Source organism: Arsukibacterium perlucidum DSM 18276 (genome assembly GCF_000382165.1).
GTDB classification, from domain to species: Bacteria; Pseudomonadota; Gammaproteobacteria; order Enterobacterales; family Alteromonadaceae; genus Alishewanella; species Alishewanella perlucidum.
Window position 1 is genome coordinate 38,839 of sequence record NZ_KB907704.1, and the last position, 14,019, is coordinate 52,857.

Genomic DNA, 14,019 nt, shown 5'->3' on the forward strand with positions numbered 1-14,019 from the left:
GGTAAGGATAGCGCATGCCGGAAATATCGCTGCGTAGCGGCAGCCATTGTGTTATTGGTCAGTTCCGAGCGATGGCCAGCCCCTGTGAAATTTTGCTGGAGCAGCATGATATGGCGTTGTGCCGGCAGCTCACTGAGTTGGCCGCTACTGAAGCAGAGCGCATTGAGCAAAAGTACAGCCGCTATCGCAGTGACAGTGTTCTAAGCCAGCTAAATAGCCAGGCAGGTAGCTGGCAGACGCTGGATGTTGAAACCATGCAGTTGTTGGCCTTCGCTGATAGCTGCTATCAGCTTAGTGCGGGGTTGTTTGATATCAGCAGTGGCATTTTACGCCGCGCCTGGCAGTTTGATGGCTCGGCAAATATTGCCAGCCAGCAACAGCTTGATACTCTGCTGCCTTTGATTGGCTGGCAAAAAGTAAAACGAGAAGCTAACCGGCTGTGGTTGCCAGCCGGGATGGAACTGGACCTGGGCGGCATTGCCAAGGAATATGCGGTAGATAAAGTACTGCAATTACTCAGCCTGCAGTTTACTGACGCAGCGATACCCAGCGTGGTGGTAAATTTCGGCGGTGACATGCGTTGTAGCCGGCCCCGCGATGATGGCAGCTTATGGCGGATTGGCATTGAAAACCCGGCGCTGGCTGATCAGGCAATATCGGCAGTCGGATTAAGTAACGGTGCGCTGGCTACCAGTGGTGACAGCCGGCGCTTTCTATTAAAAGATGGCGTACGTTACAGTCATATTATTAACCCGACAACCGGCTGGCCTGTTACTGACGCGCCACGCTCAGTGACTGTGGCAGCACCAAACTGTCTGCTGGCCGGTATGCTGGCCACCACTGCCTTATTACAAGGCAGGGATGCTGAAGCGTTTTTACAGGCACAGCAACTGCAATATTGGCTGGTGCCGTAACAATTTCACGGCTGAAATAACTATTGATTGCCACTTAAGCTGAACTGATAGGCATGTCGCGCCAGTGGCTGTTTTACACCGGTCTGGTAGGTATCAACCTGCACCAGGCCGTTGCTGTCGATATTAAACACCCGGTACATCGCAGTATGCTGGCTTTCATCCGGAATTTTAGTCCGTTCCAGCCCCGGTATATGCAGGTAATGTACTTTGCCCAGTTGTTTTGAATGCTGCACCCGGTCCATATCCATATGTAAGTCACCGGAAATTACCGCAGCCAGATTGGGCTGAGCAATTACCCCGGCAAAACCAGGATGTTGAATACCTTTTTCGGCATTTTCAGGGTAGACACCGGCCTGAGCGCCATGCACCACCAGTAATACCGGCTTGGGATAAAGCTGACTGATTTGCTGCTGCATCCAGTCAATACCGCTGTCGTTAAAGTCGCGGCCACGATCCGGTGAGGCCAATACCAGCGCCACAGTATCAAATTCCAGCACATAGCTTGCTGCATCTATGCTGATTTTGTCCTGATTCCACTTATTGGCATACTCCAGAAAACGCTCTACGGTGCTGCCGTGCTCTTCATTGCCCATAATAGGGTAAAACGGCAGGGTCAATTGTTGCAGCACCGGCGTAACGTTGTCGTACTGCAGCAGCGTACCTTTGTGGGCAATATCACCTACGCCAACCACAAAATCGAGCTGCAGCTGCGCGGTTAACTGATTAACGTCAGCTACTGCTGCAGCCACATTCGGAAACTGCGGCTCAGGTTTGGGCTCGGCATCTCCCAGCACGGCGAAACTCAGTACTTTGCCGGCAGCTACTGGCTCTGCTTGCTGCTGTGGACCTGAACATGCGCTAAGTAGCGTACCAAAAATGGCGCCTAAGATTGTCAGTTGCAGCAGTTTCCAGCTACAGGTTTTGGTTTTAACAGGTTTCATAAGGTTCCTTTATTGATGTGGCGGTTAATTGAAATTGAATAAGCCTTTAAAATCTGTAGGTATTAAGCCAGTCAAGCGCTTAAAAGCCCGGCGAAAATTATGCTCATCGGAATACCCCAGCTGTTGCGCCAACTGGCGGTTAGAATAATGGCCTTGTTGCAACAGACGGCGGGCTTGATCGCGCCGGATTTGATCCAACAGCCGGGCAAAATTAGTCTGATGCAGGCTAAGCTGGCGCTTCAGGCTGTTACTGGTAAGCCCCAGCGCGCCGGCTACTTGCTCCTGACTAAGCAGGTGCGGCAGAGCGAGTTGTTGCATGCTGCAGACGTTTTCCAGCAAGCCGCGCTGTTTTGCCAGCACCCGGTTCAGCTGACGACAGCTGCGACGGGCGGCCAGGAAACGTTCAGGATCAGCATCGGTAAAAGTTTGTTGCCACAGTGCCAGCGGAATACTGATACTGTCGCATGGCTGGCTGAAGCTGACAGTGCAATCCCAATGCAGTTGTGACTGTAACTGTAAAGCGTCACATCCTGACTGCAACTGCACTTGAATATCTTGGCTGCTGCCAAGTTGCTGCTTGATTAAGGTCAGCAGCAATGAACACAGGACAGTAACCATAAACGGCTGCTGATTACCGAGGCCGATAGCGGGTCGCAGCTCGATGGTAACGACTTGTTGTGACTTCAGGTATGCAGAGGCGTAAACTGCAGGGAACAACTGATGTCGAAAATACCATAATTGTGCAAGAGCCTGCCGCAGATTTTTAGCGGCCTGCAAACACTGGCACAGCGAAATATAATGACTGTTTAAGATGGCACTACCCAGCAAAAAAGGCAGCTCCGGGCTGTTCAGTTGCTGCTGACAATTTTGCAGTAATTTAAGCCAGTCGGCATGATGCAGCCTGCCATGCGGTTTATGTAAGTCCTGCTCGAATATGCTGGTGCCGGTAAGCAGTTTGCTTAACGTCGCCCCGCGGCGCTGTGCCAGTGCCAGCAACTCGCTGCTACCGTGCTGTAATAGCAGTATTTTATCCTGATAACCAAAGCTGCGCGCGTTCATCAGGCAGGTTTGTGACTGAAGTTACCGGCCTGCTTGGCCACTGCCAGTGCCTGCTCTGCGGCCTTAAAAGCCGCTTTAGTGCTGCCCTGTCGAACGGCCAGAGCAACGACGGTGGTAGCCGGTTCGTTTTGGCTGTCAGCCAGCTGCAGCAATTGCTGACGCAAGTGCTGCGCCATAATCAATGCTTGCGGCTCGGCCGTCTCGGGTAGCAGGGCAATAAAGCGATCACCGGCATAGCGGCATACCAGATCACTGTGCCGCAACTGGCTGCTGAGTAATTCACTTAACTGGCTAAGATACGCATCGCCGGCCGCCATGCCATGCTGACGGTTAAACTGAATGAAATTGTCGATATCAACTACCAGCAAACTGAGCGCCTTGTGCTGGCTTTTGTGCAGTTCAATCTCGCGTTGCAGCACTGCTTGCAAATAAGCCGCGCCATAGAGTTGCGTTAACGGATCAATCAACTGATGCTGGCGTAAAAACAGCTCGCGGCCCTGCAGCTGGCGGTTAATGGCCCGTTGTTCGCGGTGCCAGCCGACCAGACCGTAGGTCAGGATCAGCATGCCAACCGGCGCGGGTAGTGATTCCAGCCAGCTCATCAACCGGATAGTGTCCGGATAGCGGATAAACTCGTCCAGCAAGTCCAGAAAGTAGGAGTAGACTAATAGCAGGCTGCCATAATACAGCCATTCGGTTACCCGCCCCGCTGGCCGGCTGCTGATAATAAGCCCCAGCCAGCCGCAGGCTACCAGCAAGGTAGTGCCCTCGCCCAGAATATCTAACCAGTCGAACTCCGTGGCTTGCTTGCCGCTGCCACTATGGATAGCCAGCAGCAGGCCACTAACAAGCAACAGCAAGCTGGATAGCATTTTATAACGGTGTTGTTGCCACATAGGCTGAATGTTCCGGCAAATAATGACCAGTTTGCGGCGCTGGCATGACAGCAATATGACAAATTCCGGCCGTTATCCGGCTCTGTTGCACCCTGAAGACCCGGGTCAGCAGCGTGCATGCAACCCTGTGCACAACCACCGTTTTGTCACAGAGTGCCGGCAGACTAATTTGCACTATTTATTGCAACTCGAGAGCACGTTATGAAGCCAAACTATCGTCTTACCCTGCTGGCATCTGCCATTACCCTGGCGTGCAGCGCCGTATCTGCACAATTAATGGCCGACACCGAAACTGACCAGCTTGAACATATTGAAGTACGCGGCCAGTTTGGTGCCTTAAGTAAAGCGCTGAACCGCCAGCGCAATGCTGCCGGTATTGTTACCGTAGCCAGTACCGATGAAATGGGCCAGTTTCCCGACAGTAATGTCAGCGAAGCTCTGCAACGATTAGCGGGCTTGTCGGTAGAGCGGGATCAGGGTGAAGGCCGTTTTATCCGGGTGCGGGGCCTGGCACCGGACTACAACTCGGTAACTTACAACGGTACTCAACTTGCCGCGCCGGAAGCGGGCCGACGAGCAGTGGCGCTGGATGTGATCCCGTCGGACTTGCTGGAATCGGTTGAAGTGAATAAAACCCTGACCCCTGATATGGCTGCCGGCTCTCTGGGCGGTACAGTCGAAATAAAAAGCTTGTCAGCCTTTGATCGCAGCAACGATTTTTACTCTTTTACCGCAGAGACGGGCTACAACGAGCAACAGTCGAAAACCAGCCCCAAAGTGTCCGGCGTGTTCAGTAAAATACTGGATTTCGGTGGCGAAGCAGACAGCCTGGGGATGGCAATTGCTGCCAGTTTTGCCGAGCGTAAATTTGGCTCAGAAAATGTTGAAACGGGCGGCAGCTGGGACTTTGCTGACGGCTTAGAAGAGTTTGAACTGCGCGACTATACCATCACTCGTGAGCGGCTGGGGCTGGCCCTGAATCTGGATTACCGGCCAGGCAGCAATAATGAATATTACCTGCGCAGCCTGTACAGCCGCTTTAGTGACAATGAACAGCGCCAGGGGCTGGTGGTCGAATTTGCTGATCCGCAACAGCCTGGTGCCAGCGGTGAAGCTGAACTGCTGCGATCATTAAAACAACGCAAAGAGACGCAGAGCATTGCAGCTCTGGTGCTGGGTACCCGCCAGGTTACCGGTAGCTGGGAATGGCAACTGGAAGCCGGGGCCAGCAAAGCCGACGAAGACACCCCGTTTAATATCGGCGCGGCCGACTTTGAGCAGGCGTTTGATGATGCAGTTGGTTTTAGCGGCAGCCATATACTGCGGCTGAATGCGCCGGCCGATGCGTATCTGGCAGACGGCTATGAGCTAAAAGAAGTGGAAATGGGTGATACCTACACCAAAGAGACCGAGCGTAATATTAAGTTTGATCTGAGCCGCGAAATGCTGCGCGGCGACAACAGCCTGCAACTGAAAGCTGGGGTTAAATTCAGTCAGCGGGAAAAAGCAGCGGCCGAAGATGTCTGGTTATTTGAAGATTTTGCCGAGCAGGGTGTCACAGCACTAACTATGAGTGATTATGCCGGTGGCATGGTGGACTACAGTCTGAGTAACCTGGGGCCGGCGGTCAGCAGTGCGGCTATTTATCAGTTAGTGGCAGGGCTTAACCGCGCGGACTTTGTTGATGAGGTCGAATCACAAATTAACGATTATCAGGTGGATGAAGATATCAGCGCCGGCTATGTTATGGCGCAGTGGCAGTATGCAAACTGGCAGCTGGTTGGTGGGGTGCGCTTTGAGCATGAACAGCGTGATGCCGTCGGCACCCGTTATGATGACAGCACCGGCCAGTTCAGTGCCAACCGGCAAAGCAGCAGCGAAGGCTATTGGCTGCCTGCGCTGGTTGGGCGCTATAACCTGGCAGAGAACAGCATAGTGCGGGCGGCGTTCAGCACTGGCCTGGTGCGGCCGAACTTCGAACAGCTGGCGCCGGCCTTTATTCTGGAACGTGACGATGATGAGCTGGAAGCCGCATTCGGTAACCCGGACTTAAAAGCGCTGACGTCAAACAATTTTGACCTGGGCATCGAGCATTATGCCGATAAGCTTGGTGTACTGTCGGCTATGTTGTTTTATAAGCAGATTGATAACTTTATTTATGAAGCCGATTTAGCCGGGCGCGGTGAGTATGCTGACTTTGCCAAAGCCGAAACCTATGTTAATGGCGGCAGCGCCGATTTATATGGTCTGGAATTAAATGCGGTGCATCAGCTGGCAGGTTTTGGTAACTGGCTGGATCACCTGCTGCTATCGGCTAACCTGACTCTTACTGACTCAGCGGCAGATATTGAGTGGTTTGACGATGGTAGTTTACTGCGCCGGGAAGTGGCACTGCCCAGCCAGTCAGATAAAACGGCTAACCTTAGCATCGGCTACGAGACTGACAGCCTGAGCCTGCGTTTGGCTGCGAATTATAAATCGAAGTATCTGGCCGAGGTCGGCGACGTCAGTGACGCGTCCTATGACGTTTATGCTGATGATCATCTGCAGCTAGACTTCAGTAGTAAATGGACCTTCAGCCGTGGTATGCAGCTGTATTTTAATGTTATCAATTTAAATGACGAGCCGTACTACGCCTACACCGGCCGTAAGCCTTATAACTTCCAATATGAACAGTATGGTCGCACTGTGGTGCTGGGCCTGCAGATCACTAACTGGTAACAGGGATTAGACGATGCTATTAACTAAAAAAGTTTTGATCCGCAGCACAGTGAGTCTGGCATTGGCAGCACTGGTAAGTGGCTGCCAGCTGGAACAGTCGCGGTCAACTATAGCGCCACAGCAGCTGACTGTCAGTGCCAGCCATTATTACCAATTCCAACTGGCTGGTCAGCAGTATCAGGTACTAACTAACGAGTCTCAGCTGCAGTTAGTTACAGGCACTACCCAACTGGCAGCGGTCGGGGGTAATTTCGGCCGGCTCACTTTGCAACCACTTGACGAGGATACTGCACTGCTGGCGGCAATGGATGCAAACAACAATAGTCTTTATTTGTGGCAGGTAAGCTCAAAGGCCAGCGAGTCATTGCAGCTTATCCGGCAACAACTGATCAGCAGCAGGGTAGTGGATGATCTGTGCTTTTATCAAAGTAGTGAGAACCAGCAGTTAAGCCTGTTTTTACTGGGTGGCCGCGGTGGCGCCGACCAGCTGTTGTTACAACAACAGCAGCAATGGCTGGCAGAGCCGTTGGTGATCCGTGAATTAAATGTGCCTTACGACAGCACGGCCTGTGTAACCGACCCGGTTACTGGCGCCTTATATATTGCTGAAGCTGATCGGGCAATCTGGCGCTATCAGGCAGAACCGGAGGCTGATGAAGGTCGCAGTCTGGTGCAGGTAAATACCCCTTTTGGCAAGTTACAGGGCGAAGTAAAAGCGTTGCAGCTGTTACCAGATGGCAGTTTACTGGCACTGGAAGAACAGCCTGCCCGGATACTGCAGCTTAGCGGTAGCGGAGATCTGTTAACTACCCTGCGGGTGCCGGCGCTGCCTGAAGCAAGTGGTCTTTCCGTCAATCTGCAAGCCAATAAGGCCGCGTTATTTGTCAGCAGTGAAGATGCCAGCCCAGTGCAGCAGCTATCTTTATCGCTGCCTGTTGCTGCCGCCCGAAGCAGCAGAGCACCGCTCGTACAGGTAATGCCAACCTTACAGACCGAAGCCGCCAGTCAGCGCGGTGATGTAATGGACGACCCGGCAGTATGGCATCATCCGGCTAAGCCTGAGCTGAGCCTTATTCTGGGTACCGATAAACGCGCCGGACTGGACGTTTACAATATGCAGGGCAAGCGGGTGCAGCGCTTAACAGTGGGGCGCCTGAACAATGTTGATGTTCGTTACGATTTGGCCTGGCAGGGCCAACCTCACGATATTGCTGTGGCCAGCTTAAGGGATGACAACACCTTGCAGTTGTTTGCTATTGATAAGCAGGGCAAGTTGCATAATGCTGGCAAGGTTGCCACCTCAATGAGTGAAATTTATGGCCTGTGTCAGTACCATAGCGACAGCAGTGGTGCGCACTATGTGTTTGTAAATGACAAAGCGGGCTTAATTGAGCAGTACCGGATTGATAGTGATGGCATGAACTGGCAAGGGGTTTTAGTGCGTTCGCTGCAAGTACCCAGCCAACCAGAGGGCTGCGTGACGGATGATAAACGCGGCATTTTGTTCGTTGGTGAAGAAGATCAGGCTATCTGGCGCTTTGCAGCTGCAGCCGATGCACCAACAACCGGCGAGGTAATATTGCGGGTTGAGGGGGAGCGTCTGGTTGATGACATTGAAGGTATCGCGCTGGCAGAACATAACGGTAATAGTTATCTGCTGGTATCCAGCCAGGGCAATGACAGTTATCTGATTTATGATGCGGCGCCACCTTATACTGAGCGGTTACATTTCAGAATAGGCACCAATCCGCAACTGGGGATAGATGGTGCCTCAGAAACTGATGGCTTAGAGGTTACCACCCGCTCGCTGGGCCCGGGTTTTGAACAGGGAGCCTTGGTAGTACAGGATGGCCGTAACCGGATGCCGGAGCAAGGCCAGAACCTGAAGCTGGTGCCCTGGCACGCACTATTACAACAGCTGAAGTAACAAACTGTTCGCGCAGGTGAAAAGCCCCATTCAGCTAAACTGAACGGGGCTTTTTTATTCTATATATTCTTCTTTGCGCCAATTATGCAGTTTTTCACCCAGCACCAGCATGCAGGGGGTTAAAAACAGGGTAAGTAAGGTTGCGAAGGTTAACCCGCCGGCAATGGCGCTGGATAACTGGGTCCACCACATGGTGGAGGGAGCACCAAAGCCGAGGCTTGGCTCCAGCAAGTTAACGTTTACTGCTAATACCATCGGCATTAAGCCCAGTACCGTGGTGACAGAGGTTAGCAATACCGGCCGTAAGCGCAGGCAGCCGGTTTCCAGCGCAGCTTCGATTGCCGACATACCGCTTTGTCGCAGCTGATTAAAGGTATCGATTAACACGATATTATTATTTACTACTATGCCTGCCAGGCCAATGATGCCCATGCCCACCATCACGATACCAAAGCTCTGACCGTTAACCAGCAGGCCCAGCAACACCCCGGCAGTGGAAAAGACAATGGCTGACAGTACCAGCAAGCTTTGGTACCAGCTGTTAAATTGCACCAGCAAAATCATCAGCATAAGGAAAATTGCGGTAATAAAAGCGCTGATTAAAAATGTAATGGCTTCCTGCTGGTCGGCACTTTCCCCGGCCGTTTTCACCTTAACATTGTCTGGCAGCTTAAGATCACTGGCCAGTAACGCCTGTAAGCGCTCATTAACCTGCGCGCCGGGCGTTAAATCACTTTTAATCGTTATCGCCCGATTACCGTCTATCCGTTTGATAACACTGGTTTTTGGGGCGGGTACCAGTTCAACAAAATTACTAAGTGGTACCTGTCCCCGCATGGTCTGAATGGTTAAGCGGCCCAGTTGATCCAAGGATCGCCACTGCTCTGGAAAGCGCACCCGGATATCCACTTCATCACTGGCATATTCTGGGCGGAACTTGGCCAATAATAAGCCGTTACTGACCATTTGCACCGCATTACCAACGGTAAGTACATCGGCGCCAAAACGGGCAGCGGCGGCGCGGTCTACTTCAATCCGCCATTCAATACCCGGTAGGCTGCGATCATCTTCAATATCGAGAAAACCTTCCATTTGCTGCATTTGGCGAATAATCAGGTCGACTGCGTGCTCCGTTGCTGCTGCATCTGTGCCGCTGACCTGCAATTCAACCGGTTTACCGGCGGCCGGGCCTTCCTGCTGCTGGCGGAACTCCAGAATAATACCGGGAATGTCGCTGGTAAGCTGGCGCATGTCGTTCAGGATGGCGGCCGCTTTGCGCCGTTCAAACCAGTCGATAAACTGAAATTGCAGGGTGCCGACCACATCGGGCGCCAGCTCACCACTGCTGCTGGCCAGAGAGCGGGCATACAGCGCTTTTACTTCAGTCAAACCAAGCAACCGTTGCTCTACCTTTTGCAGTAGCGTATCTTTTTCGTAAATAGACATATCGCCACGGGCCCGCACCCATACCTGGGCTGACTCCGGCTCTACTTCAGGGAAAAACTCCAGGCCATGATTAAACTTGCTGTAGCCTACAAATATCAGCGCCATGGCAGCCAGCAAACCGCCCAGGGTAAGGCCGGGGTGGCGTAGCAAGCGGCTTAGTACCTTACGATAGGCCAAACCTGCCCGGCTGGCTTCGACGTTATGGGGTGCAGGCCGGGCGCGGCTGATGCCACCCATTACCGGCAGAAAAATCAGCGCCATAAACAACGATGCCAGTAAACAGAGGATCACCGTCGCCGGCAGATACTTCATAAACTGGCCTACCACACCAGGCCAGAACAACAGCGGCATAAACACCACTACCGTGGTGGCAGTAGAAGCAATAATAGGCCAGGCCATCCGGCCGGCCGCGTTGGCCCAGGCTTGTTTTGGTTTTTGACCTTCACCAAGATTACGGTCGGCCAGTTCACTGACCACCACCGCACCGTCTACCAGCATGCCGGCGACCAGAATAAGTGCAAACAGCACAATAATATTCATGGTGTAGCCAAGCGCGAAAATCATCAGAATGCCGGCAAAGAAGGCACCGGGAATGGTGATACCCACCAGCAACGCAGAGCGCACCCCCATGGTTGCGACAATTAAAATCAGCACCAAAACCACAGCAGTTAACACGTTGTTCAGTAAATCTGACAGCATGTTTTTCACTTCTTTTGACTGATCCATAATGTAGTTAATATGCATGCCGTCTGGAAACTGGGTACTGGCCTGATCGATTAACGCTTTGGTTTGCTCGATGGTGGAAATAATATTGGCGCCGGCCCGTTTTTTGATTTCCAACACTACTGCTGGCTGGCCGTTAATCCGGGCAAAACCGAGCGGATCTTTAAAACTGCGGCTAATGGTCGCGACATCGCCGAAGGTAATCACAGTATCGCCGTCGACTTTAATCGGCATCGACAACACGTCGTCAAGGTTTTCAATTACTCCCGGCACTTTCATGGCGAGGCGGCCGGCACCGGTATCCAGGCTACCAGCGGCGACCAGCCGGTTGTTATTTGAGACCAGGCTGAACAGCTGCTGGTAATCAAGGCCATAACCCTCCAGCACTTGCGGGTCGACCACGATTTCCAGCATATCTTCGCGGTCGCCACCAATATCAACTTCCAGCACTTCGGGGATAGCTTCGATGTTTTCCTGCAGCTGACGGCCAATGTAAACCAACTGACTTTCAGAGATAGGGCCGGATAGTCCAACCGACAGTACCGGAAACAGCCCGACGTTAATTTCGTTAACGGTTGGCTCATCGGCTTCGCCCGGCAGTTTGGCGCGGGCCGCGTCTACTTTTACCCGCACATCGGCCAGGGCCTGCTCGGCATTAAAGCCAGCATCAAACTCCAGCATTACCGAGGCATGGCCTTCGCTGGAGGTGGAGGTCATTTTCTTAATCCCTTCCAGCGAGCGCAGCTCATGCTCCATTGGCCTTACCAATAAACGCTCGCCATCTTCCGGGCTGATGCCGTCGAGTGACATCGATACATACATCATCGGAATGGCAACATCGGGGTTGGCTTCTTTCGGAATGGTTTGGTACGCGGTAATACCGGCAATAAATAAAAACAGCAGCAGCATTAAGCTGGCGCGGCTGCGGTTGATCGCCGCCTGAATAATGGCATTCATGGTTTAGCCTCTGCCACCTGCACCTTATCGCCGGGTTTTACAAAGCCCGCGCCCTGGGTAATGATCTGAGCACGCTCGGGCAAGCCGGTTACGCGTGCCCCGTTGTTGTCAGCAGTAATAATTTGCACCGGATAAAATACCACTTGCTGCTGGTCATCCACTACCGACAAGCCCAGCTTGCCACTGCTATCCAGACTTAACAGTGCCGGTGAAACCAGATGCGCCAGCACCGGTTCCAGTTGCACTTCAACAGTGGCGCTACCGCCGGCAATCCGCAGCAGTTCAGGGTTCGCAACTGTCACTTCAATGTAGAAACTGCGGGTAGCGATATCGGCAGCATAGCTGATAAAACTGAGCTCGCCGCTCAGTTGCCTGCCATCGAGCAGCCGCAGCTTCACACTCTGGCCCGGTTGCAATGCTGCGATATGCTGTTGCGGAATTTGAGCGGTAACTTTTAATTTATCTATCTGCACTAATTGCAGTAACTCAGTGCCAACTTGCACCATGTCGCCCACTTCGACGTAGCGCCGGTCTATCACGCCATTAAAAGGCGCAACCGGTTCAATCTGGGCCAGCGCCAGGCGGGCGCTTTCTAGCTCAGCTTCAGCCCGGGCCAGTTCACTTTGTAGTCGGGTGAGTTCTGTTTCTGAGACAAACTGTGAGGTGCTCAGCGTGCGGGCACTGGCCAGCTCGTTTTGTCTTAAAGTTAAATTTGCTCTGGCCTGAGCTAATACTTCGCTGCGGCCTTCATCAGACTGTCGCAGCAACTTTTGGCCCTGTTGCACCCTGTCGCCCTGGCGGGTTAGCAGCTCAACTATAGTACCGGCTTGCTGTGATTTAATGCTGACACTGCGCCAAGGCAAAACCTGGCCCTGCGCCACCCGGGTAAGCTGATAAGGCCCGGCGTCCGACCAGCGGGTTTCCACCAGAGCCAGTTGCTGCTCCGGCGGCTGTTGCTCGGCAGGTGATTGCTGTTTAGCACGGTAGTTATCCCCACTTAGCAACCAAAGCAGCAACGCCAGCGCTAAAATTACGGCAATCATAACAGGAGAGGCAGCTAGCTTTTTAAACATGAGCGATCCTTGGCGTAACAATAGACAGAATGGCAATTTTAACAGCTGAAAAATACCTACATCAATGAATGTAAGCAAGCTGATATCTGTAAGTAAATGTAGCCAGTTTAACATGTCATGGTTGCAATGTATGTTGGCGGCCCCTTGTTTTTTAATGGTTGCAGACCAATTAACTCTGTCAGCTTATCGGTGCCTTTGTTGCCGTTAAATTTTGTAATTGCTAACTAACGGGACATGTTATGGCCACTTTATTCGACCCTATTCAAGTGGGTGATTTACAGTTACCAAACCGGATCATTATGGCGCCATTAACTCGTTGTCGCGCCGATGCCGGCCGGGTGCCAAATGAGCTGATGGCAGAATATTACCAGCAGCGTGCTACCGCGGGTTTGATAATTACCGAGGCCACGTCCGTTTCGCCGATGGGGGTAGGTTACCCGGACACTGCGGGTATCTGGTCAGATGAACAGGTTGCCGGCTGGCAAAAAGTCACGGCTGCTGTGCATCAGGCGGGTGGCCGGATCATGTTGCAGTTATGGCATGTAGGCCGGATTTCAGACCCGCACTATTTAAACGGCGAGTTGCCGGTGGCGCCCAGTGCCATTGCTGCACAAGGTCACGTTAGCCTGCTGCGACCAAAGAAAGCTTATGTTACGCCACGGGCGCTGGCAACTGATGAAATTGCAGGCATTGTCGAGGCGTACCGGCTGGGAGCTGAAAATGCCAAAAAGGCCGGATTTGATGGCGTAGAAATACATGGCGCCAATGGCTATTTACTCGATCAGTTTCTGCAGGACGGCAGTAACCAGCGCACCGATCAGTACGGCGGCAGCATTGAAAATCGTGCCCGCTTAATGCTGGAAGTGACCGATGCGGTAATATCGGTGTGGGGCCCAGGCCGGGTCGGCATGCATCTTGCGCCCAGAGCAGATGCTCATAGTATGGGCGATTCACAGCGTAGCGATACCTTTGGTTATCTGGTGCAACGACTGGCTAAGCGCAATATTGCCTTTATCTGTGCCCGCGAAGCGCAGGGCGCTGACAGCTTAGGACCAAAACTAAAACATTTGTTTGGTGGCGTATATATTGCCAACGAAAAATTTGATAAAGCCAGTGCCAATAAGCTGATTGCCAGCGGCGATGCTGATGCCGTGGCGTTTGGCGTGCCCTATATTGCCAACCCCGATTTAGTGGCCCGTTTTGCCAGCAACACTGAACTAAATACCGCAAAGCCAGAATTGTTCTATAGCGGCGGTGCTGAGGGCTATACTGATTATCCGGCTCTTGCTGAATAATCTAGCTGGCATGTTACGCATTCGTGATTAGGTTTCAATAAATCTCAGCGTCCTGTTCTGGACGCTG

At 52.6% G+C, this 14,019-nt stretch carries 8 protein-coding genes and 2 pseudogenes; 5 read left to right on the forward strand and 5 right to left on the reverse strand.

Going from position 1 to position 14,019, the window contains the following annotated elements; all coding sequences use genetic code 11:
- The first annotated feature begins 14 nt into the window (after positions 1–14).
- On the forward strand, positions 15–914 hold the full coding sequence (locus H141_RS0104425) for an FAD:protein FMN transferase (protein WP_019675038.1): 900 nt from the start codon (positions 15–17) through the stop codon (positions 912–914).
- Between the two features lie 20 nt (positions 915–934).
- On the opposite strand, the gene H141_RS0104430 is transcribed toward H141_RS0104425, so the two are convergent.
- Genes H141_RS0104430 through H141_RS0104440 form a run of 3 tightly spaced genes read right to left on the reverse strand, consistent with a single transcriptional unit; the run spans position 935 to position 3,810 of the window.
- Complete coding sequence (locus H141_RS0104430; RefSeq protein WP_019675039.1) at positions 935–1,855, reverse strand: metallophosphoesterase family protein; 921 nt, start codon at positions 1,853–1,855, stop codon at positions 935–937.
- Positions 1,856–1,879: 24 nt separating this feature from the next.
- Entirely contained in the window at positions 1,880–2,914 is a 1,035-nt protein-coding gene (locus tag H141_RS0104435) for an AraC family transcriptional regulator (RefSeq protein ID WP_019675040.1), read from the reverse strand.
- Positions 2,914–3,810 carry a GGDEF domain-containing protein gene (locus tag H141_RS0104440; protein WP_019675041.1) on the reverse strand — a complete coding sequence of 299 codons (897 nt, stop codon included), beginning with the start codon at positions 3,808–3,810 and terminating at the stop codon, positions 2,914–2,916. Before H141_RS0104440 ends, H141_RS0104435 begins: the two co-directional genes overlap by 1 nt.
- A gap of 201 nt (positions 3,811–4,011) precedes the next feature.
- Between H141_RS0104440 and H141_RS0104450 the strand changes: the two genes are divergently transcribed.
- From H141_RS0104450 to H141_RS22080, 3 genes and pseudogenes are all read left to right on the forward strand, one after another.
- A complete protein-coding gene (locus H141_RS0104450) occupies positions 4,012–6,531 on the forward strand; it encodes a TonB-dependent receptor (protein WP_019675043.1) in 2,520 nt (839 codons plus the stop codon).
- A 304-nt stretch (positions 6,532–6,835) separates the two neighbouring features.
- A pseudogene (locus H141_RS22075) lies at positions 6,836–7,234 on the forward strand (phytase); the annotation flags it as partial.
- Between the two features lie 291 nt (positions 7,235–7,525).
- Positions 7,526–8,458, forward strand: a pseudogene (locus tag H141_RS22080) (phytase); the annotation flags it as partial.
- A gap of 54 nt (positions 8,459–8,512) precedes the next feature.
- On the opposite strand, the gene H141_RS0104460 reads toward H141_RS22080, so the two are convergent.
- Both H141_RS0104460 and H141_RS0104465 read right to left on the reverse strand, forming a co-directional pair.
- Complete coding sequence (locus H141_RS0104460) at positions 8,513–11,584, reverse strand: efflux RND transporter permease subunit (RefSeq protein ID WP_019675045.1); 3,072 nt, start codon at positions 11,582–11,584, stop codon at positions 8,513–8,515.
- Positions 11,581–12,657 (reverse strand): efflux RND transporter periplasmic adaptor subunit, encoded by a 1,077-nt coding sequence (locus H141_RS0104465; protein ID WP_026349228.1) that lies wholly within the window; start codon positions 12,655–12,657, stop codon positions 11,581–11,583. Before H141_RS0104465 ends, H141_RS0104460 begins: the two co-directional genes overlap by 4 nt.
- Before the next feature lie 239 nt (positions 12,658–12,896).
- On the opposite strand from H141_RS0104465, the gene H141_RS0104475 reads away from it, so the two are divergent.
- Positions 12,897–13,952, forward strand: coding sequence for an alkene reductase (locus H141_RS0104475; RefSeq protein WP_019675048.1), 1,056 nt, complete (start codon positions 12,897–12,899; stop codon positions 13,950–13,952).
- Positions 13,953–14,019 lie beyond the last annotated feature (67 nt).

Coding starts and splice junctions, on each gene's coding strand:
- H141_RS0104425 (WP_019675038.1), top strand. CDS start 15: ATGCCGGAAATATCGCTGCGTAGCGGCAGCCATTGTGTTATTGGTCAG.
- H141_RS0104430 (WP_019675039.1), bottom strand. CDS start 1,855: ATGAAACCTGTTAAAACCAAAACCTGTAGCTGGAAACTGCTGCAACTG.
- H141_RS0104435 (WP_019675040.1), bottom strand. CDS start 2,914: ATGAACGCGCGCAGCTTTGGTTATCAGGATAAAATACTGCTATTACAG.
- H141_RS0104440 (WP_019675041.1), bottom strand. CDS start 3,810: ATGTGGCAACAACACCGTTATAAAATGCTATCCAGCTTGCTGTTGCTT.
- H141_RS0104450 (WP_019675043.1), top strand. CDS start 4,012: ATGAAGCCAAACTATCGTCTTACCCTGCTGGCATCTGCCATTACCCTG.
- H141_RS0104460 (WP_019675045.1), bottom strand. CDS start 11,584: ATGAATGCCATTATTCAGGCGGCGATCAACCGCAGCCGCGCCAGCTTA.
- H141_RS0104465 (WP_026349228.1), bottom strand. CDS start 12,657: ATGTTTAAAAAGCTAGCTGCCTCTCCTGTTATGATTGCCGTAATTTTA.
- H141_RS0104475 (WP_019675048.1), top strand. CDS start 12,897: ATGGCCACTTTATTCGACCCTATTCAAGTGGGTGATTTACAGTTACCA.